The 23,229-nt window shown below is 42.5% G+C and carries 17 protein-coding genes; 11 read left to right on the top strand and 6 right to left on the bottom strand.

Annotated elements, in window-relative coordinates:
* On the bottom strand, nucleotides 1-1,592 hold a 1,592-nt coding region (locus tag PGR74_RS12040), incomplete at its 3' end, for a hypothetical protein (RefSeq protein WP_270517262.1).
* A gap of 396 nt (nucleotides 1,593-1,988) precedes the next feature.
* On the opposite strand from PGR74_RS12040, the gene PGR74_RS12035 reads away from it, so the two are divergent.
* On the top strand, nucleotides 1,989-2,591 hold the full coding sequence (locus PGR74_RS12035; RefSeq protein WP_059025320.1) for a rhomboid family intramembrane serine protease: 603 nt from the start codon (nucleotides 1,989-1,991) through the stop codon (nucleotides 2,589-2,591).
* A gap of 3 nt (nucleotides 2,592-2,594) precedes the next feature.
* Here the strand turns inward: PGR74_RS12035 and PGR74_RS12030 are convergent, their stop codons facing one another.
* From PGR74_RS12030 to PGR74_RS12020, 3 genes are all read right to left on the bottom strand, one after another.
* Nucleotides 2,595-4,085: a lipopolysaccharide biosynthesis protein gene (locus tag PGR74_RS12030; protein ID WP_041501919.1), complete on the bottom strand. Its 1,491-nt coding sequence runs from the start codon at nucleotides 4,083-4,085 to the stop codon at nucleotides 2,595-2,597.
* A 519-nt stretch (nucleotides 4,086-4,604) separates the two neighbouring features.
* On the bottom strand, nucleotides 4,605-4,952 hold the full coding sequence (locus tag PGR74_RS12025; RefSeq protein WP_041501920.1) for a hypothetical protein: 348 nt from the start codon (nucleotides 4,950-4,952) through the stop codon (nucleotides 4,605-4,607).
* A gap of 10 nt (nucleotides 4,953-4,962) precedes the next feature.
* A complete protein-coding gene (locus PGR74_RS12020) occupies nucleotides 4,963-5,502 on the bottom strand; it encodes an RNA polymerase sigma factor (RefSeq protein ID WP_041504864.1) in 540 nt (179 codons plus the stop codon).
* A 155-nt stretch (nucleotides 5,503-5,657) separates the two neighbouring features.
* Between PGR74_RS12020 and PGR74_RS12015 the strand changes: the two genes are divergently transcribed.
* From PGR74_RS12015 to PGR74_RS12005, 3 genes are all read left to right on the top strand, one after another.
* Nucleotides 5,658-6,092, top strand: a complete 435-nt coding sequence (locus PGR74_RS12015; protein WP_270517261.1) for a DUF6249 domain-containing protein — start codon at nucleotides 5,658-5,660, stop codon at nucleotides 6,090-6,092.
* 211 nt (nucleotides 6,093-6,303) lie between these two features.
* A complete protein-coding gene (locus PGR74_RS12010; protein ID WP_041501922.1) occupies nucleotides 6,304-6,669 on the top strand; it encodes a BlaI/MecI/CopY family transcriptional regulator in 366 nt (121 codons plus the stop codon).
* A gap of 18 nt (nucleotides 6,670-6,687) precedes the next feature.
* Complete coding sequence (locus tag PGR74_RS12005) at nucleotides 6,688-8,727, top strand: M56 family metallopeptidase (protein ID WP_052649355.1); 2,040 nt, start codon at nucleotides 6,688-6,690, stop codon at nucleotides 8,725-8,727.
* A gap of 72 nt (nucleotides 8,728-8,799) precedes the next feature.
* On the opposite strand, the gene PGR74_RS12000 is transcribed toward PGR74_RS12005, so the two are convergent.
* Both PGR74_RS12000 and PGR74_RS11995 read right to left on the bottom strand, forming a co-directional pair.
* On the bottom strand, nucleotides 8,800-9,795 hold the full coding sequence (locus PGR74_RS12000; protein WP_059025323.1) for a GGGtGRT protein: 996 nt from the start codon (nucleotides 9,793-9,795) through the stop codon (nucleotides 8,800-8,802).
* A 93-nt stretch (nucleotides 9,796-9,888) separates the two neighbouring features.
* Complete coding sequence (locus PGR74_RS11995; protein ID WP_270517260.1) at nucleotides 9,889-10,581, bottom strand: iron-sulfur cluster assembly scaffold protein; 693 nt, start codon at nucleotides 10,579-10,581, stop codon at nucleotides 9,889-9,891.
* Between the two features lie 394 nt (nucleotides 10,582-10,975).
* On the opposite strand from PGR74_RS11995, the gene PGR74_RS11990 reads away from it, so the two are divergent.
* From PGR74_RS11990 to PGR74_RS11960, 7 genes are all read left to right on the top strand, one after another.
* Nucleotides 10,976-11,524: an RNA polymerase sigma-70 factor gene (locus PGR74_RS11990; RefSeq protein ID WP_059025324.1), complete on the top strand. Its 549-nt coding sequence runs from the start codon at nucleotides 10,976-10,978 to the stop codon at nucleotides 11,522-11,524.
* 73 nt (nucleotides 11,525-11,597) lie between these two features.
* The gene (locus PGR74_RS11985) at nucleotides 11,598-12,785 is read left to right on the top strand and encodes a FecR family protein (protein WP_270517259.1); all 1,188 of its coding nucleotides are present in this window, start codon (nucleotides 11,598-11,600) and stop codon (nucleotides 12,783-12,785) included.
* A gap of 137 nt (nucleotides 12,786-12,922) precedes the next feature.
* Entirely contained in the window at nucleotides 12,923-16,111 is a 3,189-nt protein-coding gene (locus tag PGR74_RS11980) for a SusC/RagA family TonB-linked outer membrane protein (protein ID WP_270517258.1), read from the top strand.
* Nucleotides 16,112-16,123: 12 nt separating this feature from the next.
* Nucleotides 16,124-17,629, top strand: a complete 1,506-nt coding sequence (locus tag PGR74_RS11975; RefSeq protein WP_059025327.1) for a RagB/SusD family nutrient uptake outer membrane protein — start codon at nucleotides 16,124-16,126, stop codon at nucleotides 17,627-17,629.
* Between the two features lie 159 nt (nucleotides 17,630-17,788).
* Nucleotides 17,789-21,187, top strand: a complete 3,399-nt coding sequence (locus tag PGR74_RS11970; RefSeq protein WP_270517257.1) for a SusC/RagA family TonB-linked outer membrane protein — start codon at nucleotides 17,789-17,791, stop codon at nucleotides 21,185-21,187.
* A 35-nt stretch (nucleotides 21,188-21,222) separates the two neighbouring features.
* Nucleotides 21,223-22,350 carry a metallophosphoesterase gene (locus PGR74_RS11965; protein WP_270517256.1) on the top strand — a complete coding sequence of 376 codons (1,128 nt, stop codon included), beginning with the start codon at nucleotides 21,223-21,225 and terminating at the stop codon, nucleotides 22,348-22,350.
* A gap of 269 nt (nucleotides 22,351-22,619) precedes the next feature.
* Nucleotides 22,620-23,204, top strand: a complete 585-nt coding sequence (locus PGR74_RS11960) for an RNA polymerase sigma-70 factor (RefSeq protein ID WP_059025330.1) — start codon at nucleotides 22,620-22,622, stop codon at nucleotides 23,202-23,204.
* The last annotated feature ends 25 nt before the right edge of the window (nucleotides 23,205-23,229 follow it).

The following is a 23,229-nucleotide window of genomic DNA, read 5'->3' as shown; positions in this document are numbered from 1 at the left end:
GCGGTTATTTCCCCGGGAACGAGGTATTCATGCCCCTTGAATAAAAAGAGTTCATACAAAACACCGTTTACTCGAGCGCTCTTTCGGGTATAATCGCCGGCGCAAAGCGTTAAACCGGGCAAGGCAACCTTGTTCACGAAACGAGTGTCATCTCCTTCCCTCGTCTCCTCTCCCTGGGAGATCACCGCTCTCGAGCGTTCCCCTTTTACCCGTAACGTGAAACGAGTGTAATCCTGACCCGACAGGTGGGGCGAATCGACGTTAACAGGGGGTATACTCGAGGGATACCACAAGCATTCTGGCGTGAGCAAAGTGTAGTCCGGTTGAAGGTAAAAGTAGTTTTGCCCCGTGTTGTACATGTAATAACGGCGGGTCATCGCGAGAGAATCGATATTCGTTACTTCGGGGTAACAAACAGCCGGGGAGATCGAGCCCCCGTACTCCATTTCTACCCGTCTCGTTTCTCCCGCTTCCATCGATAACGGCAGAATCAAGACCTGTCGCTCCCGCCGAAAGGGTAAAATCTCCCCGCCCGTGGTTAATTTCACGACCTCCAACCCCGGGTTTAAATACAAAACAACGGAATCTATCTTCTGGTTATGAATATTCTGCAAGTTTAGCTTACTACACGCCGAGTAGGCGTATCCCTCCTGCTTGAACTCGATATCATGATCGGTAACACTAACCCGGGGAACGGCCTCATACTTGGCAAACGTTTCCCGAACCGCCTCCCGCTCCTGATCCCGGCGGATGAAATGACCCGCGTAAAAGCCCGATAGAACAACACCCAACGCCAGTAACCACGCTCCAGGGCGACCGGCGGAGACATTGCTTCTCGAGCCGGAAGGGAGCCGGTGAACGAAAGCGACTCCCAGGATGATTAACCCGCACCCGTAAACTAAAAAAGAGGCCCGTTGTAACAGGTAAACCCCGAGACCCGCGAATCCCGTGACATCGGAAAAAGAGTTGGGCAAGGAGAGGGACAACACGTCAAAAATACCGTGAAAAAAACTGCTGCCGAAGTTGAAAAAGAAATACAACAGGCCAAGCGATAAAACACAGGCCAGGGCAGGATTGCGAACTACACCCTTCACGCCTGTCACCAGTCCCGTTAAAAAAAAGAGTAACGGGCAAGTCAACGTGAAAAAATAAAAAACATAAGGATAAAGAGCGAAAGGAGAGTCGCTCGAGAACAAGTGAATTAATATCGCCACCACCCCCAGGAAAAAACTCAGGCAAAGCATTAAAATTAAAAAACCCGCTGTTTTACCGCACGTCAGTTCCATGTTCGAGAACGGGCGTGCCGACAGGGCCGCGTTAGCTCCCTCCAGGCGACTTTTACGCTGAAAATTACCGGCGAAAAAGACAATCACGATAAACAGGAACGCGTTTACCAGGCAAGCGTTCGCATAAGGGATAGCCGAGGGTAACGACACGGTAACCCGTTCCGGTTCCACCAGGTTACTTTGCGTGATCACGTGAAGAAAAATCACGATCAGAGCGACAAGCGCCGTGACCATTTTAAAACTCCACTCTCTCGAGATCGCTTTCATCTCGTAAAAGGCGATCAGAACAACATTTCTTAAATTCATATTTACCATCTATTTTGAAGTTCAACCCGGTTACGGACAAAACGGCAGTAATCGAACGTCTTCACGAGAAAAACTTTTCGTCAGGTAGATTCTGTATTTGCAGGAACGTACCATCTGATTTTTATCACGTGTATTGCAAATGTATATATATTCCTGTTTTTTACAAAAAAAATATTAATATATATATACGATTTATATCAGAAAGTCCTATTTGTAGTTAATCATATAAAAGGAATTTTTCATTTACACCACGGAATAAGTTCGAATCTTTATGAAAAAAGATATTCTACTTTATGGACTTGTTTTTGCTATGTCGATAACCTTTCGTTATTTTTAGCCGGAAGAATGGGAGAAAACGTAAAATGTTGTACATTCGTAACCTAAACGAAGAGAATTATGTTGACATTATTGATCATTATTGCCACGGTGGTGGTTTCGATGGCTTGTTTTAATAATCACCAACTGTTTGATAAACTGGCTTTTTCTGCCTATCGGGTGATAAGAGCTAAAGAGTGGTACCGTCTGATCACGCACGGTTTTGTACATGCCGATTGGGTACACCTGTTCGTGAACATGTTTACTTTTTACTCTTTCGGTTCTTATTTGGAACAATGGTTTGAGGTAAACGGTTTCGGTTCGGTAAACTATTTGTTGCTTTATTTCGGGGGAATGATAGCAGCTTCTGTCTATGATTTGTTCAAGTATAATAAAAATCCGTATTATTCTTCTATCGGAGCGTCGGGAGCGGTTTCCGCTGTTCTTTTCGCGGCGATTTTTCTAAATCCTTGGGATAAGATCTATTTCTTTGCGATCCTGCCCATTCCCGGAATTTTATTCGGTTTCCTTTATCTTTTTTATTGCCAGTATATGGCGAAGCGGGATAGTGATAATATAAATCACAATGCTCACTTTTACGGGGCTGTTTATGGTTTTATCTTTCCGCTATTGGTAGAGCCCTCTTTGTGGCATCAATTCGTTCAAAACCTTTTGGGCCGCTGAATCTTATTTTTTTGCCCATCGGTTGAGATAGGGGATTTGTTTGAGCGGCAAATCCTTTTTTATCACGTATAAAATGTATAAGACAAGAAGGATAGTCCGGAAACTAAGGCGTAAAATCTGATTTTCAATGGGAATCCACAGAGCGATAACGTATAGAACCAAGGCTAACAGAAGGTATTTCCCGATTCCTTTTAAATCGTACCGGATCGGATAATAGTGTTGTCCGATAAACCAGGAAGCGATCATCATTGCAAAATAGCAGGTGAAGGCAGCCCAGGCACAGGCGATATAGCCGTAGCGGGGAACGAAAGCGATATTGATGGTCAGGGTTATGGCTAAACCGAAAAGAGAAAAATAAGCTCCCCATTGGGTTTTATCCGTCAATTTATACCAGAGAGAGAGGTTGAAGAATATACCGAAAAAGAGTTCCGCGATCATCACGATAGGGACAACCTGTAAACCGGAGAAATAGTCCGGATCGATAAAGTAACGGAGTATTTCCAGGTAGAACATCACTCCTAAAAATATGAAAAGCCCGAAAATGATAAAATATTTCATGGCCTCGGCATAAGCTACCCGTTTATCTTCTCCTTTGTTTTGGGCAAAAATAAACGGTTCGTAAGCGTACCGGAAAGCTTGCGTGAACATCACCATGACGATGGCTATTTTGTAGTTGGCCCCGTATATTCCTAATCCGCTTTTGGCTGCAACGGGATCAGAAATCAACATGGGATATAGGATTTTATCGAGGGTCTGATTCATGATTCCGGCAACACCTAAGATAAGTAGAGGGAAAGAGTAACGTAGAATTCGCTTTAATAGATCCGGGCGGAAACGCCAGGGGATACGTACGATCTCGGGAGCGAGAGCTAAAAGGACAATGAATGTTCCTAATAGATTGGATATCAATATATAGCCTACACCATAGGTCGGGTCATAGAACCAATTGATCCATTCCGGGGCATGTTTCCATATCCAAGGACATACGACAAGGAAAAACAGGTTGAGGATGATATTTAAAGCGATAAACAGAAGTTTCAGGGCGGCAAAGCGTATCGGGCGTTTCAAATAGCGTAGATAGGCAAAGGGGAGTGCGCAAAAGGCATCCATGGCGATGATAGCAGCCGTAATCAAAATGTACTCCGGATGTTCCGATAATTTAAGAAGCCTGCTAATAGGGGATTGAAACAAAAAGACAAGTCCCATAAAAATAGCGGAAGTCGTGGCTAAAGAGAAAAGGCAAGTTGAATAAACCGTTTTGGGATCTCTTTCTGCGCCGTCGTTGGCAAAACGAAAAAAACCGGTTTCCAGACCATAGATCAAAATGACCAGTAGCAACGCCATCCACGCGTAAAGATTGGTTACATCTCCAAATTCTCCGGTTGCCAGTTTATACGTGTAAAGGGGTACCAGACACCAATTCAGAAATCTTCCGATAATACTGCTCATTCCGTAGATCGCCGTATCTTTTGCTAAGCTTTTTATTCCTGTCATGTTCTTTGTTTTACAACAGATTGTCTTTTGGTATATGTTATCAGACTCGGCAAAGATATTAAAAATGACGGAAAAGAATGGAAATATTTTGGAAAGTCCGTAGAGCCAAAGTTCATAGAGATGAAGTCATAAAATCGTAAGTCTACTCCCAATTTCCTAATCCGTCTAATTTTAAATTGTAGATTGTAAATTTTAAATTGATTACTGATTAATCTACAATTTAAAATCTACAATCTCCAATCGCAAGGGATAACTCCTCGGGGCGGGGACGTTCTCGTCGGTCGTGTAGTCGAGTTTCGTTCACTACCCTCCGGGACTCGCTACGCTCAAACAATCCGTCGGGTGGGCGTTCCGAAACTCGAACCCGACACTCGCCGTTCACTATTTATACCCCTTCGTTTTTCTCCCTTCCCCCTTTAATCAATTTTAAATTAATTTTTGATTTACGGTTTACGATTAAGATTCTGATCTTACCCTCTTTAAATCGTCAATCTACAATCCGAAATCGTCAATTTTTTATTATGGGCGTAGAAATTTTTTTCTTAACCAATAATCCAGACTGAGCAATAGAATGAGGATAAAAGAAATGGCGATTAATGGTACTAATAGTTCTGCCTGTTCCTTAAAAGAAGGTAATGGAATAGAGATGGAAAAATAACGGAGAGTGAATCTTATTAAAATTAAGGTAAATAGGATAAAAGCTCCTAAAAGAGACATGCTTTTTATCGTGTTCCGTTGTTCTTTGCGATACGTTTCCCGGACTATTTTTTGCATGAGTCTTTTGTTAAAATCTTCCGAAAGTTTTTCCCGTTCTGAAAGTTGGAATAGTTTTTTCAATTTTTTATCCTGTATCTCTTCTTTTGCCATGTTTCCGGTTTTAATTTGAATTCAATAAGGTGTATAATTTTTTGCGGATACGGAACAGTTTTACTTTGATATTGGAAGTGGTCTGACTTAAAATAAGTGCGATCTCTTCGATGTTTCGATTGTCCGTGTAATAGAGTGTGAGCAGGGCGACTTCCTCAGGTGGTAAAAGTGGAATGATTTTTTCCAGTTTTTCCATTAAATCTGCTTCTTCATTTTGTTCTGCTTCTTTATCCGTGTCTAAGAGATTATCCATAAATTTTTCTTCTGAATAGACAAATTCCATTTTCTTTTTTCGGACGAAAGAGATAGCTGTATTGAAAGCTATTCGATAAAGCCAGGAAGAGAAACTGGAATCTCCTTTAAAGGTATTTAAATGCCGGAAAGCCTTTAAAAAGACATCTTGCGTTAATTCTTCCGCATCTTCCCTGCAACGTACGATACGCAGGACGAGTAAAAAAATACGTTGACTGTATTGTTCTACCAGTTGCCCGAAAGCGGCAGTTTCTCCGTTAAGGGTACGTCGAATATATAAAGACTCGATTTGTTCCATTCGCCTCTTTGACGCAAAGATAAGGGTTCGGTTACATATTAGGAAGTCTTATTTCTAAAGAATTTTTTTGAAGAAAACATCCATTTACTTGTAACCAAAGCAGGATGACGGCGTCAAAAGAGCAAAGAAAATATAAATTGTTAAATCATAAAGTTATGAATGGGTTATTAGTTTTGTTAGGTTTTGTTTCGTTCTTTCTGTTGATCTATAAATTGTTTGAGTTGTATGCCAGAAGACGCGAACGCTTATTGGTGCTTGATAAGATTGAAGTGCTTGGTAAAGCTGAATGGTCAGGCAAAAAACTTCAATTGCCGGGTTTTTCCAGTTTCTCGTTTAGTGCCCTAAAAGGAGGCTGCTTGTTGATCGGTTTGGGGTTGGGTATCTTTATTGCTTTTTTGATCTGTTCCTTAGGTTTTGACTTGTATGCTTCGGGCAATGACAGTTTTTTGAACATGAAAATAGAAACTGTCATTTATAGTGCCTCTGTCCTTTTGTTCGGTGGTATAGGGTTATTGGCCGCTTTTGTATTAGAATTAAGAATGGAACGCAAGGAGCGGGAAAATAACAGTTCCCCAAAGCAAATGGAGTAGGATTTAAAACGTCTGTTCGCTTTTATAGGAAAGATCGTGATTCGACCAGTCACGATCTTTTTCTTTTATGGACAGAGGGAAATACTGTATTTTTTGTTATGGAATATAAAAGTCTATCTTATCGTTAAAAAATCTTTTTTGGTTTTTTAACTATAAAAATTAGTTTAGCAACTAAAACTTTTAGTTACTTTGTGATAAAGGAATTGAGATTATGAAAGGGTTAACGAACAAAGAAGAAGAAATCATGAGTCTTTTCTGGGCGAAAGGACCATTATTCGTGAAGCAGTTACTTGCTTTTTATGATGAACCCAAGCCGCATTTTAACACGCTTTCGACCATTGTCAGGGGGTTGGAGGAAAAAGGTTTTTTGAGTCATGAAACCTATGGAAATACTTATCAATATTATGCGGTTATCGGAGAAGAGGAATTCAGGAAGGGAACATTGAAAAATGTTATCAGTAAATACTTTAATAATTCATACTTGAATGTAGTCTCTTCGTTGGTAGAGGAGGAGGATATTTCATTGGATGAGTTGAAATACTTAATAGATAAGGTAGAGAAAGCGCATAAAAAGTAAATTCTAAAAATTGGAATTATGGGTTCTTTTTTCGTCTACATATTGAAAATGGCATTTAGCCTGATTCTTTTTTATCTTTTCTATCGTTTATTACTTGGAAAAGAGACTTTTCACCGTTTTAACCGGATTGCTCTTTTGGGTATTCTTATGTTGTCTTTATGCATTCCTTTTTGGGAAATTTCCGATGAGAATAATCCGGAGAGAGAAGAAAAGATAACGGGAGTACCGTTTGTTCCGACCTTGACTTCATCTACTACGCTACAGGAAGATATTGTGTATCCGGTATTGAATATTCCTGTGGAGGTTGTGGAGAGTGAAAGTGTACCGTTTGGGTTGATATGTTTATTGGTCATTTATTGGTGTGGTGTTATTTTCTTTGTGGGACGTCATCTTTGTATCTTATTCCGGCTTTTCTATTTTATATATATCGGACGGAAAGAGCGAATGCCGGATGGGATCACGTTGATTGTACATCGGCGGGATGTTTCTCCTTTTAGTTGGATAAAATACATTGTGATTTCGCAAAAAGATTTGGAGGAAAACGGGCGTGAGATTCTGATCCATGAGATGGCTCATATTCGTAAACGGCATTCCATCGATTTGTTATTAGCCGATATCGCTATTTTTTTCCAATGGTTTAATCCGGCTTCCTGGTTATTGAAACAGGAGTTGAAAAATATCCACGAATATGAGGCGGACGATGCCGTGCTTCATGAAGGGGTGGATGCAAAACAGTATCAGTTATTATTAATAAAGAAAGCTGCCGGCACAAGGCTCTACTCTATGGCCAACAGCTTTGATCACAGTAAACTTAAAAAACGTATCACTATGATGTTAAAAGAAAAATCCAGTCCGTGGGCACGTTTGAAGTATCTCTACGTCCTTCCGTTGGCCGCTCTCAGTATGGCGGTTTTTGCCCGTCCTGAAATCTCCTGTGAATTAAAGGAGATTTCTACCGTCAAAGTTAATGATTTACTTTCGATTTCGGAAACCGGAAAAGAAAATAATGCTGTTTTTCCTGCTTTTGTCTACCCTGAAGTTTCCGACTCTTTGGATGATAAAGAGTATATAGCCAAGCTGAAGGATTTGATCTCCTTGTTGGAAAAAAGAGGGGGGGAGGCTGTACGATCGGGGAAAAAAGGAACTTCTTCTGCATTGAGAGTGGTTATAGATAGTATGGTGGGGGAGGCAATGGTTAAAATGCAGGCGGAGTTCGGTGCGTTCACGAATGGACAGACGAAGTTTGTATCGAAGGGATCGGAGCCGACGGTACAAACCGAAACGATTCGGATCACGAAATCCGATCCGCAATACCAATGCGTGATGGAGGAGTTGACGATGCGTCAGAAAGGGTTGCAAGAGAAGATGAAGAAAGCTTTCTATGCGGTTTCCCGATCAGGCTCTTCGGACTCTTTAGTACGAGTGACCAGGTATGTATTTCCAGACAGTTTGTCGTCTTCCGTGGTTACTTATAGTTATGGAAGTCCGACGGATGTGCGCGTAACTATGAGGAGCAAGTCCATGAAGTCCGATTCTCTTGGCGGGCAAATCTATTATACTATTTTTACCGACACGATAGAACCTTCTATAAAAATTGACGAGAAACCGGTCGAGATCCTTTCTATGATTTCTTCAGATTCTTTAATACGTGCTTTTCGTAATAGGGGGACATTGAAGGGAGAGGTACCTCTGTTTGTTGTCGACGGGAAAAAAGTTGCGTACTCCGATGTACTTGATTTGGATATGGCTATTATAAAAAATATCACGATCTTGAAAGATGAAGCTGCTGTCTCCCGATACGGAGAAGCTGCTAAAAACGGTGTGGTGCTTATTTCTGTAAAAGAGGAAAAGGACACGGAAGGGATGAGGGGGTTATATCAATTCATGCAGGCTAATTATTTGGCTGAAGATGCTGTTTTTTATCTGAATGGAAAAAAGATTTCCGGGGAGAAATTAATGGATTTACAACTCTCTTACGATCGAATAGAATCCATAAACATGTCGGCAACCAAAGAAGGTAAAAAGGTTTTCCGGGTAGAGACCGGTAAAAAGAAGTAAACCGGTTTTTTACTTGAGATTCAGCCTGCCACAAAATACCTGCTGTGGCAGGCTGAATAGTTTAATTGTAAATTATTTTGTTTCTTCGATAGCGACAGCGACGGCGACTGTTGCACCGACCATGGGGTTGTTGCCCATGCCGAGGAATCCCATCATCTCCACGTGAGCGGGTACGGACGAGGATCCGGCAAATTGGGCATCTCCGTGCATACGGCCAAGCGTATCGGTAAAACCGTAACTGGCAGGGCCTGCTGCCATATTATCGGGATGGAGGGTACGTCCGGTGCCGCCTCCGGAGGCTACTGAAAAATATTTTTTCCCAGTTTCCATACACTCTTTTTTGTAGGTTCCGGCTACCGGGTGTTGGAATCGTGTCGGATTGGTTGAGTTGCCTGTAATGGAAACGTCCACTCCCTCGTGACGCATAATGGCTACTCCTTCTCGGACGTCGTCTGCCCCGTAACATCTTACCTGGGCTCGTTCACCTTTGGAATAGGCTTTTTCTTTCACGATTTTCAATGCTCCGGAATAGTAATCGAATTCCGTTTGAACATAGGTGAATCCATTGATACGGGAGATGATCATAGCGGCGTCTTTTCCCAAGCCATTGAGGATGACTTTCAACGGTTGCTTGCGTACCTTATTGGCCGATTTTGCGATCCCGATGGCTCCTTCTGCGGCAGCAAAAGATTCGTGTCCGGCCAAGAAAGCAAAACATTTTGTCTCTTCCCGAAGCAGCATGGCTGCCAGATTTCCGTGTCCTAATCCTACTTTTCTGTCGGCGGCGACGGAACCGGGGATACAGAATGCCTGCAAGCCTTCTCCGATGGCTTCTGCCGCTTCTGCCGCCTTTGTGCAACCTTTCTTAATGGCAATGGCCGCTCCTACCACGTAGGCCCACGCTGCATTTTCGAAAGCAATAGGTTGAATTTCTTTACACATTTTGTAAGGATCGATTCCTCTCGCGTCGCATATCGCTTTCGCTTCTTCGATGTTTTTTATGTTATAATGGTTTAAAACCGCGTTAATCTGATTAATCCGGCGGTCGTAACTTTCAAATAAAGCCATGTTGATTTTTATTATTCTGTGATTTTGTGATTACCTGATTCTGTGATTTGTTGTAATTTGCAATTACTTAATCTCATAATCGATTAATCGTTTTTATTCGTGTCTCGGATCGATGTATTTAGCGGCTTCGGCGAAACGACCGTATGATCCTTTTGCTTTTTCGAGTGCCTCTTTGGGTTCGATACCTTTCTTCAACATATCGGTGAATTTTCCGAGATGGATGAACTCGTAGCCGATGACCTCACCTTCTTCGTCTAATCCCATGCGGGTAACGTATCCTTCTGCCATTTCTAAATAACGGGTTCCTTTGGCTTGCGTACCGAACATGGTTCCTACCTGGCTGCGAAGTCCTTTCCCTAAATCTTCCAAGCTGGCTCCGATGGGAAGACCTCCTTCGGAGAAAGCGCTTTGACTGCGTCCGTATACGATTTGCAGGAAAAGTTCCCGCATGGCCGTATTGATTGCATCACAAACTAAATCCGTGTTTAAGGCTTCCAACAAAGTTTTTCCCGGAAGAATCTCCGAAGCCATGGCGGCAGAGTGGGTCATACCGGAACAACCGATAGTCTCTACCAATGCTTCTTCGATAATTCCTTCCTTTATGTTCAGAGTCAGTTTACAAGCTCCTTGCTGCGGAGCACACCAACCGATTCCGTGTGTTAGACCGGAAATGTCTTTGATCTCTTTTGAACGTACCCATTTTCCTTCTTCCGGAATGGGAGCCGGACCATGATCCGGTCCTTTTTTTACAACACACATGTGTTGCACCTCTTGTGAATAAATCATCTTTCGTTTGATTAAGATATAATTATTATACTCCTGTTGTTAAGATACGCGGGCAAAAATAGTACAATTGTTTAGATTAAAAAACATCTTATACAACATATAATTATGCATACGTTTGCGATGTAACTTTCTGAAAATGTGATAGATATGTAGAACGAACAAGGCGGTTTAGAATCTCAAAAAACGAACTTTTTTTGAGATGGCAGTATAAGTAGACTGTGGTTTATTATTCAATAATGTAATATTTTGATTGTTAATCATATAAACATCGCATGTAAATATTGCATAATGAGAAATTTTGTTTAGTTTTGTATCTTTATAATCGTTCTTTTTAAGAGTCTGATGTTACATTGGTTGTCAGGATGTTGTTTTATTAAAGATAAGGGAAAATTTCATGTATTCGTCTGTATATAAGATAAATATAGAAGATAAGGCCGTGTTTAAAAGTCTGTTCAACGATTTTTTCGTGACCTTGTGTCTTTTTGCGGAGAGATACGTGGAAGAACCTGAAATGGCTGCCGATATTGTACAGGAAAGTTTCGTTAAATTATGGCAGAATCGAAAGAATTTTAATTACTTACATCAGGTGAAATCTTTTTTATACGTATCTGTCCGAAATTTGGCCCTCAATGAAATAAAGCATAAACGTGTGGAGGAGGCTTATCGGGATTGGGCGGGAGAGGGTTTCCGACTTTGGGGGGAAGAGGTAATAGAAGAGGAGAGTTATCGGTTGCTGATGCAAGCGATTCAAAAATTACCGGCGCAGTGCCGGCGGGTGATTATGTTGGCCATGGAAGGCAAGGCGAATAAAGAGATTGCCGAAGAATTGGGAATATCGGACGGTACGGTACACTCTTTAAAAAAGACGGCTTATAGACGTTTGCGAGAAGAGTTAAAGCATTATTTTTATTTGTTTATCTTATTGATGCACAGCGTACAATAAAAAAACTGCAAAAAAAATTATTTTTAACTACCCCATTTTTGACTTTCAGTTGTTATAGAGAAAAACTGAAAAAATGTTACATCGGGAATTTGATATTGCTTCTTTCATCGCAAAATCGTTAGCCGGAACGATGAACGAGGAGGAACATGCTTTATTGGAAGCATGGAAAGAGGAGGATATTGCCCATCGGCGATTATTCGAAAGATTATCTTCTCCCGAAAATTTGGCCCGTAGAAACGAGCATGCCGAACGTTACCGGAAATTACAACGTTGGGAAGATCTGGAGAAACGAATAGACAATCGGCGGTTTGTAACGGTAAGGAGAGTGACGACCTATGCGGCTTTATTGATTGTTTTATTTGTAGCATCCTATTTTGTTTTTCGTTTGTCTGAAGGACCGAATGAAAAGGTCGGACAAGCCCGGCTTATTCGTCCGGGTGAAGCTAAAGCTGTCTTGGTTTTAGCCGACGGGCAGCATGTTACATTGGAAACCCGTTCCTCTTTTACTCTTCAGGAATCCGATGGGACGGTGATTTGTAAAGACTCTTCCGTGTTGGATTACCGGGGGAAGGATGAAAGAGAAACGAGCGGAGAAAAGGTTATATATAATACGATAAAAACCCCTCTTGGGGGAGAATATTTTTTAGTGTTGAGTGACGGTAGCCGAGTACATCTTAATGCCATGAGTTCCTTGCGTTTCCCGGTTCGATTCACGCGAGAGAGACGGGAAGTTGAATTAACCGGGGAGGCTTATTTTGAGGTAGAAAAGGATAATCGTCTTTTTATAGTGACGACCGGAGAAACGTCAACGGAAGTATTGGGTACGAAATTTAATGTTTCTGCTTACCCGGAGGATGAAGAGGTAAAAACAACATTAATACGCGGGAGCGTCCGTTTTACGGCGAAGGTTCGGGGAAAATCATTCCTTCTGAAGCCTTCGGAGCAGGTCAGCTTTAATAAATTGTCCGGAGAAGCAAAAGTGGAAGAGGTAGATGTAGCTGATTTTATTGCCTGGAAAGAGGGATTGTTTCGTTTTAAAGATTGGCGGTTGGAAGAGATCATGGAGCAGTTGGCCAGGTGGTACGATATGAAGGTCGAATTCCGGGAAGAAGCTTTAAAAGATATCCGGTTCGGTTGTTGTTTTAATCGTTACCGGGATATTACTCCGGTATTGGAGTTGCTCGAGGAAACCTGTAAAGTGACGGTGAAGGTAGAGGGGAACACCGTCGTATTGGAAAAAGCGAATACTAAGACTAAATAAAAAACTACGTGATGCGGGAACATCGCGTAGCTCCAGTTCTTGTAAAACAAGAACTTATGTTAAACTTAACACACAAAGTTATGGAAAAAAAAAGAATTTCTTTCACACGGAAAGAATTAAAAAAGGTTTTTTTTCTGATGAGATTAGCCTTTTATGTGGTTATTTGGAGTCTGTCAGACCTATCGGCGGGAAACCTTCCCTCCGCTAACACGACAAACGAGCATGCGCCGGAACTCTGGGTGATAAAGGGGATGGTCATCGATAGTGTGACGAAAGAACCGATGCCGGGAGTTTCCGTTCGTTTAAAAGGAACGCAAATCGGTACGGCTACGGCTGCCGACGGTAAATTTGAACTTAAAATTCCGAAATCTAAGGAGATGATTATCGTGGTCTCTTTTATCGGCATGAAGACCAAAGAGATCAAAATCACTAAACCGGAAACAACGTTGAAAATTTTATTGCAAGAAGATGTGGCAAGAATAAAAGATGTAGTGGTGACCGGTTATGCGACCGTCCGCCGGGAAGCGTACACGGGTTCGGCTACCGTAATGACAGCAAGAAAGATCGAAGAGCGGCCGGTGGCCTCTTTTCAGGATGTATTGCGGGGAAATTCGCCGGGGACGTTAGTAACCTCGACCGGACAACCGGGAGTTTCCGGAACTATCCGTTTAAGAGGAATCAGTTCTATGAATGCTTCCAATGCTCCGCTTTATGTCGTGGACGGGATTGTTTGGGATGCCGCCAACATGTCGGGTAGCGCAGAGTTCCCCACCAATCCGTTGAATACCTTAAATCCTTCGGACATTGCCAGTATGACGGTTTTGAAAGATGCGGCATCGGCTTCTTTATACGGTTCGCGCGGAGCCAACGGGGTAATTGTAATTACCACGAAACAAGGCCAGATAGGGAAAAGACCGCAATATACGGTTGATATGCAATTCGGTTTTTCCAAAATATTTGAAGCCTCCAAACCGGAGTTGGTAAACGGAAAAGAGTTTACGGAGCTTTGGCTGGAAGGGGAGATGCACCGGATGGTATATGCTGCCTGTTCCAAGGAAGATGATTTCTTTGCGATCATTAAGGATTTGTATAAAGACAAGGAGGGATATAAGTTTGACGGGAAAAATTACAACGAATGGTATGCGGATGCCAAAACCGAGTTTTGTGACGTCTTTAAAATCAAAAAAGGAGCGGATAGTGACGAGTACTATACCGATCTGTTCGGGGCGGATGCCGACAGGATGCCTGATGTGAATTGGTATGACGAGGTGACCCGTACGGCTCCTTTCCAGAAGATCAATGTTTCGGCCCGGGGTGGGTCGCGTGTCGGAAAATTTTATGCTTCGTTGGAGTATTTCAATCAACAGGGAGTTTTGAAATCGAGCGAATTAAAACGTTACTCTCTACGTATGAATTTGACTTCCGATGATCCGGACAATTTCTTTAATTGGGGGCTGAATACTCAATTAACTTACTCCGCCCAATCGGGGCCCCGCCGGGATGCATTGGGGTACGCCATGTTGCATTATACGGCTTTATCTCTTGCTCCGGTTGTTCCGGTCTATTTAGAGGACGGATCTTTTAATTTCAATTTTCCCAAAAATGTCAATTCGAATATGAACCCCCTGGCTGTAGCAAAATACAATAGCTACGATCGTCCGCAGACAAAAGTATTGACATCCGGTTTTTTACAGTTTAATCTTACGAAGTGGTTAAAGATAAAGAGTACTTTTGGTCTTGATTATCTGCACGCTCGTCGTCGTCAGTATTATGATAAGGATTTCGGTGACGGAGCAAAGAGTGATGGTTATTTATACGAACGGGATGCCCGTCGACGGAAAATCTCCAATACTAATTTAGCCTATCTTGAAAAAACCTTTAACGAAGTACATGAGGTATTAATCTATGGAGGAATCGAGTGGGAAGATATGAAATCTGAGTATATCAGGGCAGAAGCGACGAAGTTTCTTTCAGACGATTTTCCTTATCTAAGTGCGGCTGCCGTACCCGATGAGGTCGCTGGGGACGGAGATCGTTACTCCATGCTTTCCTGGCTGTTGAAAGGAGATTACAGTTATGATAATAAATATTTCTTTTCTGCTTCTTTCCGAAGTGACCGTTCTTCCCGCTTCCATAAAGATTACCGGGTGGGTAATTTCTGGTCCGTATCAGGAGCTTGGCGTATAAAGGAAGAGTCTTTTATGCAAGGTTTAGATTGGTTGAATAACCTGAAAGTCAAAGCCAGTTACGGTATAAACGGAACCTTGCCGAGTTCTTATTATAGCTGGCGTTCCCGTTACTCTTTCGGCTATAATTACAATGGACATTTGGGTTTAAAACCGACGGCAATTGCTTCTAAGGACTTGTCATGGGAAGAGAATAAAATCTTTAATATCGGTTTGGAGATGGGCTTTTTCAATCGGATCGATTTGAGCGTGGAGTATTATAACCGAAGGACGGAAAATTTATTACAAGATCTGCCGATCTCTTACGTAACGGGACATAAAGAACGTTTGGTGAACTCTTCTGCCGGGCTGAAAAATCGGGGATGGGAAATCGAATTACATGCGTCGATTGTTCAGGAGCGTCAGATCAATTGGGATTTTAATATCAACATAGCCACGTTGAGAAATGAATTTTTCGGTTTGACCAACGATGATATCGGTACTCAGATCAAACGTAACGGAGAGAGTTATTACTCCTGGTACTTGAGGGAGTGGGCCGGTATAGACCCGCAGACAGGGGAACAGCAGTGGTATAAAAAGGACGATCAGGGGAATAAAGTAATCACCAAGGATTATGATGAAGCAGACCGGGATATCCGGGGGACGGCACTTCCGAAGGTAAACGGAGGGTTCTCCAGTACCGTTTCGTATCGGGGGTTGGAGTTGAGTTTCCTGTTTACCTATGCTATGGGGCATAAGGTGTTGGATTATACCGGTCGTACGGCCACGAAAAATGACGGGGCCCGGGATATTCGGGCGATTGAAAAAGATCAGCTGGATCGTTGGACTCCTGATAATCCTACCGGGAAAAATCCGCTACGGATCAATTCCAAGAAATGGAGTCGCTGGACCTCTACCCGGTACTTGTATAAGGGAGATTATTTGAAATTGAAGAATATTAAATTGCAATACGATTTTCCAAAACCCTGGATGGATAAATTGACATTGAGAAGCGCCAAAGTTTTTGTACAGGCGGAGAACCTGTTTGCCCTTTCCAAATTGAAAGGATATGATCCCGAAATGACCTTAAACGGTTATCGTAATCCGGACGATTATCCTTCGGCTATGACGTTTACGGCAGGTTTACAGATTAACTTCTAAAATGATACAGTTATGAAAAAGATATATCTATTAGGAATATTGGTGGTCATGTTATCCGGTTGTGATCACTTTTTGGACCGGACACCTTACGATAATATGGATGAAGATATTGTATTCGAGAAATTGGAGCATGTACAGGGGGCTTTGTATGGAGTGTATGATGCGATATCTCATGAAAATTATTATGGACGCCAAGTGTATGCTTATGAGGCGGCAAAAGGCCCTGACTTTTACGTAAACAGCGGGACGGGAAACCGTTTCGAACGGGAGAATGGTTACCAGGAGTCCTCTTCTTCCGGCGGATTTGCGATCGATACGTGGGAACAGCTTTATGGCGTGGTAAAGGCTACGACCAATATCATCGGACGTATCGATAATGTTCCCGGTAATGAGGAAGAGAAAAAACGGATAAAAGGAGAGGCTCATGCTTTACGCGGATTGACCTATTTCGATTTGATGCGGATGTTTGCTTATCCTCCGATCTTCTCTTGTCCGGGAGGGGCTAAGTACGAAGATAAATATAAGAAGGGAGTACCTGTAGTTTTGACGATCGAGGAGTTGAATAGTGTGATTACTACACCTATCGGTCGTTCGGATGCAGCCACTTGTTATGAGAAAATTCTCCATGAGTTGAATCAGGCGAAGACTTGTTTGAAGGGAATGCCGGTAAAACAGGGAGAGATCTCTTATTATGCCGTTTGTGCTTTGCTTTCCCGGGTATACCTTTATTTGGGGAAATGGGAAGAGGCGATCACGGAAGGGGAGTTGGCTTTAGGGGGAAAAAGTAAGATGATGGATTATAGCGAGTACAAAACGAATTATTATAAACCTTTCTGTAAGGAGAATATATGGGAGTTGGCTTATACGGCAACGGATAATTTGAGTACGGCAGCCTTGAATTATATTATACGCTATCCGACAATTGATAATCCGGAAGATCCGAAGGACGGAAAAGTTTCGGCCAAGCAGGGATATGCTGCTTATAGTATCAATTCGTTGTGGATGAATATCGTAAAAAAGGATGCAAAGGACGTGCGGAGTTATTTGATTTGTGACAATAGAAAAGGCAAGGGGTGTCGGAGATATATAGGTGATCCTACCCATTATCAACATAATATTCCTGTGGTTTGTTTGGCTGAGGTCTATCTGAATCTGGCCGAAGCTTACGCGGAGAGTAGCCGTCCCAACGGATTAAAGACGGCTTTGGATTATATGAATGAGGTGCATGAAGCTCGGACGGACGAAACGTTTGAAGGAGGATTGTTGACAAAACAGGAATTGATCGATGCCATATTATTGGAGCGTCGCAAAGAATTGGTTTTATTGGGACATACCTATTGGGATTGTTTCCGTCGGGCGATTCCTTTTAAACGGGAAAGGAAAGGATGTGTGACGGCTGCAAACGAAAATATTGATTATACTTTGCCTCAGGTAGTATATCCGATACCGGAGAATGAGATGGATGCGAATCCCAATATCCGGGGAGAACAGAACCCGGGCTATGCGCCTTATCAGTAAGTTTGGGTGAATAGATTTGCTTGTTTGTAGAGAGATTGTCCGAAAACGGGTTTCGGACAATCTTATTTGCGTCAGGGATACTACCGGGTTTATGCCGGAGAATTACAGTAATCGATAACCAGAATAAAATCGTAAGATCGAGGACGAACAGAAGCATTTATGAAAAGATTTATTAAATATCTATTGCTTTGGGTGTCTCTGAGCATGGGGGAAACTCTTCAGGCTCAGGAGCAACGGGTTAATTTGAATCTGAAGGATGTCATGTTACGGGATTTGATCTGGGAGTTGCAGCGTAAAACCGATTTGATTTTTATTTATAGTACGTCCGATGTGGAATCGGTACGACTGTCCCGGGTAAAAGAGAGAAACAAGGGGGTTCGGGCGATTCTGGATAAATACCTCGAGGGTACCGGGTTGTGTTATGATGTCCGTCACGAGGTTTTTGTACTTCGACAATGCGACAAGCAGCCTGTAAAGATGAAAATGAGAACGATACGGGGATGCGTACGGGACGAAGAGGGAGTCGTGTTGCCGGGAGTTACCGTACGGTTGAAAGGAAGTTCTATCGGAGTCGCCACGGATATAAACGGTTGCTACGCTTTGCGAGTACCGAAAGAGGGACGATCGATATTGGTTTATTCTTTTATCGGGATGGAAAGTTGTGAAGTGGAGATTACTGCAGGAGCGACCGTTGACGTGGTGTTGCGGCCGGATTGTAAACATTTGAGGGAAGTGATCATTACCGGGTATGGTCAGTATGCACGGACCGGCTACACGGGATCGGCTACGGTTATCGGATCGGAAAATATAGGAGGGCGTTCCGTCAGTTCGTTGCAAGATGTTATCCGGGGACTCTCTTCCGGTACGTTGGTCGGCGGATCGGGACAACCCGGGGTGGCTTATTCCGTTTTAATCCGCGGGGTAGGTTCCATGCATGCTTCCAAGGATCCCCTGTATGTCGTGGACGGGATGGTTTGGGATTTGATGAATCTCTCCGGTGACGATGAATATCCGATCAATCCTTTGAACACGATTAACCCGCAGGATATTGTTAATATTACGGTATTGAAAGATGCAGCTTCCGCTTCCCTTTACGGTTCCCGGGGAGCAAACGGTGTTATCGTTATTACGACAAAACAGGGAAGCGGAAACGGGAAGACCCGTTATACCCTGGATGCCCAGTTGGGGTTGTCTTCGTTGTTCTCCGGAGCAAAGCCCGATCTGGTGAATGCAGACGAGTTTACCGATTTATGGGTGGAGGGTGAAATGCACCGTTTAGTATACCAACAGATCTCTAAAAATAATTTTTTTGAAGAGGTGAAACGGTTGTATGCGGATAAAGAAAACTATCTGATCGAGGGGAAGAACTATTATGATTGGTATCATATCGCACAACAAAGGTTTAATGAGGTCTTTAAGATAAAAAGAGGAGACGGGGGGTATTACGAGGATTTGTTTGGGGTGGATCGAAGAAAGTTACCGGATGTCAATTGGTATGAGAAAGTGACTCGCTTGGCTCCGTTTCAAAAAATTAATTTCTCCATGGATGGAGGAGATCCTGCCGGAAACTACTATATTTCGCTGGAGTATCTGAATCAACAGGGAGTTATTCGGGGAAGTCAGTTGAAACGTTATTCTTTACGGGTGAATTTTGCTTCGGAACCCGCGGGAAAATCGTTTCATTGGGGAATAAAGACTATGCTTTCTCATTCCGATCAGAGAGGGCCGCGACAGGATGCTATGGGGTATGCCATGCCTCAGTATACGGCTCTTTCTTTGGCTCCGGTCGTTCCGGTTTATTTAGAGGATGGATCTTTGAATCTGGAATTTCCGTACGGACAGAATAGCAATATGAATCCGTTAGCCGTTAATAAATATAACATTTATGCCCGTCCGCAAACAGTCGTTTATGCTTCGGGATGGATACGTTGTTTGTTGTCTCGATCTCTTTCTTTTCGGGGAACCGTTTCTTTGTCGGCTTTAATGGCCCGTCGTCGTCAATATTACGATAAGGATTTCGGAGATGGACAAAAAGATGGAGGGGCTCTTTACGAACGGGATGCCCGTCGCCGGAAAATCGTGGGTACGGGAATACTTTACTATTGTCCCGTTCTGGGGAAGGGGCACGAGTGGAGTTCTTATACCGGATTTGAACTGGAAGATGTAAAGGAGGAGTATATATCGGCCAGAGGAATACGTTTCCTCTCGGATGACTTTCCTTATTTATCGGCTTCCGCCAAGGTGTCGAGAGTAGGCGGCGGCGGAGAAGGTTATGCCATGTTTTCCTGGTTGTTTAATTCGAATTATACGTACAGGCAGAAATATTATTTGTCGGTTTCTTTGCGTGGGGATCGTTCTTCTTGTTTTCATCCCGACTATCGTTTCGGATTTTTTGGTTCTGTTTCGGCGGCCTGGAGGATTTCCCAGGAGCGATTTATGCAACGGCAGGATAAGATACAAGAATTGAAATTGAAGGTCAGCTACGGAAGTAACGGCTGTTTGCCTCAGAAGCTTTATGGTTGGCGTTCCCTTTATTCTTTTGGTTATGAATATAACGGTAAACCGGGATTGAACGCCGAAACAATTGCCAATAAACGTTTGACTTGGGAAAATAACCGGATATTGAATCTGGGGGTAGAAGCCGTTCTTTTGAACCGGATGCATCTGAATCTGGAATATTATTACCGGGTGACGGCAAATTTGTTGCAGGATGTTCCTCTCTCCTACGTAAGTGGTTATTCCAGCCGCTTGGAGAATACGGAAGCAGGATTGTGCAATGCCGGGATTGAGTTGGACGTGGAGTTGGATCTCCTGAAAAAGAGATTCTGGAGTTGGGGTATTGATTTTAATCTGGCAACCCTGAAGAATCGATTTTTCGGATTGAAAGGAGACTACCTCGGATTACAGATACAGCGGAACGGGGAGAGTATATATTCCTGGTATTTAAGGGAATGGGTCGGGGTGAACCGGCAGACGGGCGAACAGCAATGGGTTCATGTGGAAAAAAATGGGAAAAAGGAGCTGACAACAAAATATTCAAAAGGTTCGCGGGACGTGAGAGGTAGTGCTTTGCCTAAGGTTAGCGGAGGATTGACAAGTGTGTTGCGGTATAAGAATTGGGAATGGAGATGTTTGTTTACTTATGCCTGCGGATATAAGGTCTTGGATTATACCGGTTTTTATAGTACGAAGAATGATGGTGCCCGGAACTATCGGAATATAGAGCGGGATCAATTGGATCGTTGGACACCGGATAATCCGGCCGGGAAAAATCCGATCCGTATAAATAATGGTTGGGATCGTTATAATTCGACCCGGTATTTGTATGACGGGGATTATTTAAAGTTGAAGAGTATGAAGGTTCAATATAACCTGCCTGAAAGTTGGACCCAAAAATTTAAAATAGAGCATGCGCATTTGTTTTTGCAAGCAGAAAATCTTTTTGTGTGGACCGAATTGAAAGGATTCGATCCGGAAATCACCTTAACCGGTTATAGAAGACCGGAGGTTTATCCTTCGGCCACGACCTATACGGTCGGATTATACATGGTGTTTTGAAAATGTTTTTTTAGATTTTAATGAAAGGTATGAAAATGAACAGGATAATATGGGGATTGCTGTATTTCATAATGTGGCTCCCTGCAGATCGGGTATTTGCACAAGAAATACAAACGAAAGATACGGCCCTTTCGGTAGATGGGCCTTATATTCTACACGAGAAAGAGGGGTGGTTGAGGTTGTTGAAAGTGGATGAGGCCGGAAAATTGACGGATAGTTTGTTTTTTCCGGATGATCGCTTCTCTTTTCAGGTACGTTCGGAGGATGGAGAACACCGTTTTTCCGTCCGGTTACATGAATTTGAACGGGAGGAGTATAGAATTCCCCGGGTTTCGGATCAGGTTTTTGTAATTTCCGATCCTCACGGGAATTTGGATTGTTTTGTTTCCATATTGCAGGCCGGAAAAGTTATAGACAAGACATATAGTTGGATTTTCGGTCGAAATCGTTTGGTTATTATCGGAGATGTTTTCGATCGGGGAAAAGACGTGCTCCCGATCTTCTGGTTGATTTATAAATTGGAACAAGAGGCCCGGGAGGCGGGGGGAGCCGTTACCTTATTGTTAGGGAATCACGAAGAGATGGTATTGCGGGGAGACTTACGTTATACCCGGAAAAAATATTTGAATCTGGCCAAGCGTCTGGGGCTTTCTTATCAGAATCTTTGGCATGGAAATAGTGAGTTAGGCCGCTGGCTTCAAACCAAAAATACGGTCGCTCTTATCGGGAGAAACATTTTTGTGCATGCCGGTTTTAGTCGAGAGTTTGCCACTTTGAAGGAAGATTTGGGAGTGGTAAATCGAACCGTAAGTACTTCTTTGTTTTTATCTAAGCCGGAACGTAAGGCCGTATCCGAACTGTCCGCCTTTCTATTTTCGGGGAAAGGACCTTTATGGTACCGGGGGATGGTGCTGAACAAGAAAAAATACGATCCGATGACTTTAAAAGAGGTTAAATCCGTTATGCAGAAATTGGAAGTAGACAAGGTATGGGTAGGGCATACTATCTTTAAGGATATATCCCGGTTTTACGGGGAACGGGTGATTGCGGTAAACGTGAATAATGTAAAAAATCGGGAAGCCCAGCGGGGACGCGGCGTTATGATGAAAAAGGGGAAATTATACCGGGTTTATGATTCCGGTAAATGGAGAGAGATGAGGTAATAGATTGAAGAGAGTAGGACAGATATGGTTTTTATAATTTGTGAATTTCCTTTTAATGAACAAAAAGGAAATTATTTTAAGTCGTAAATGTACAGTCATTTTCTATAAATGGGAAGAAGAGGACCTTTTTAGCTTATTTGGGGTTCTCTTTTTGTATTTATTGAGCTATTTTTGTATTGTTTTTATTAGTATTTTTTCTTAATTTTTCTATTTTGTTCATATCGTTTTCACGTGAGAAATTGGTTACTTTATCACCATTTTTGTTGTGTATGAAAGACGTGTACGAGATGACTGATAGGAATTTGAAAAAGGTAAACGGATATGCATATAATGTAGAGACTGTATTTAAAGAATATTATAGTCCCTTATGTTATTTTGCATCTCAGTATATCCAGGATGACAGTATTACGGAGGACATAGTGCAGGATGTTTTTATCAGTTTATTGGAGAAGAAAGTTACTTTTCAGACAGAACTTCATTTGAAAAACTTCCTGTATCTATCTGTGCGGAATGCTTGTTTAAATGCTTTGAGGAATAAGGTTTCCAGGGAAAAGTATATAGAGTTTATTACCCGGGAGGAGTCTTCTGAGAATTTTGAAGATAACCTGATTCTTACCGAGGTTCATAAAGAGTTGGCCGAAGCGGTGGAGAAGCTGCCGTCCGAGTGTCGTAAAGTGTTCGATCTTTCCTATTTTCAGGGAAAGGACAATGAAACCGTGGCGGAAGAGTTAGGACTAAGCGTGAATACGGTGAAGGCTCAAAAAGCGCGCGGGAAAAAAATTTTGAGAGAGGGGTTAAAAGACATTTTTCCTTTCGTGATGTTTTTTTTGAATATTTTGGATAAATATAGTTGATGTGATTATTAACTTGTATACAAGG

The organism is Sanguibacteroides sp. AM78-02pH3A (genome assembly GCF_027666085.1).
Classification (GTDB): Bacteria; Bacteroidota; Bacteroidia; order Bacteroidales; family Marinifilaceae; genus Gabonibacter; species Gabonibacter massiliensis.
The sequence above is the reverse complement of the archived record's forward strand: the minus strand, read 5'-3'. Positions and strand labels throughout refer to the sequence as shown.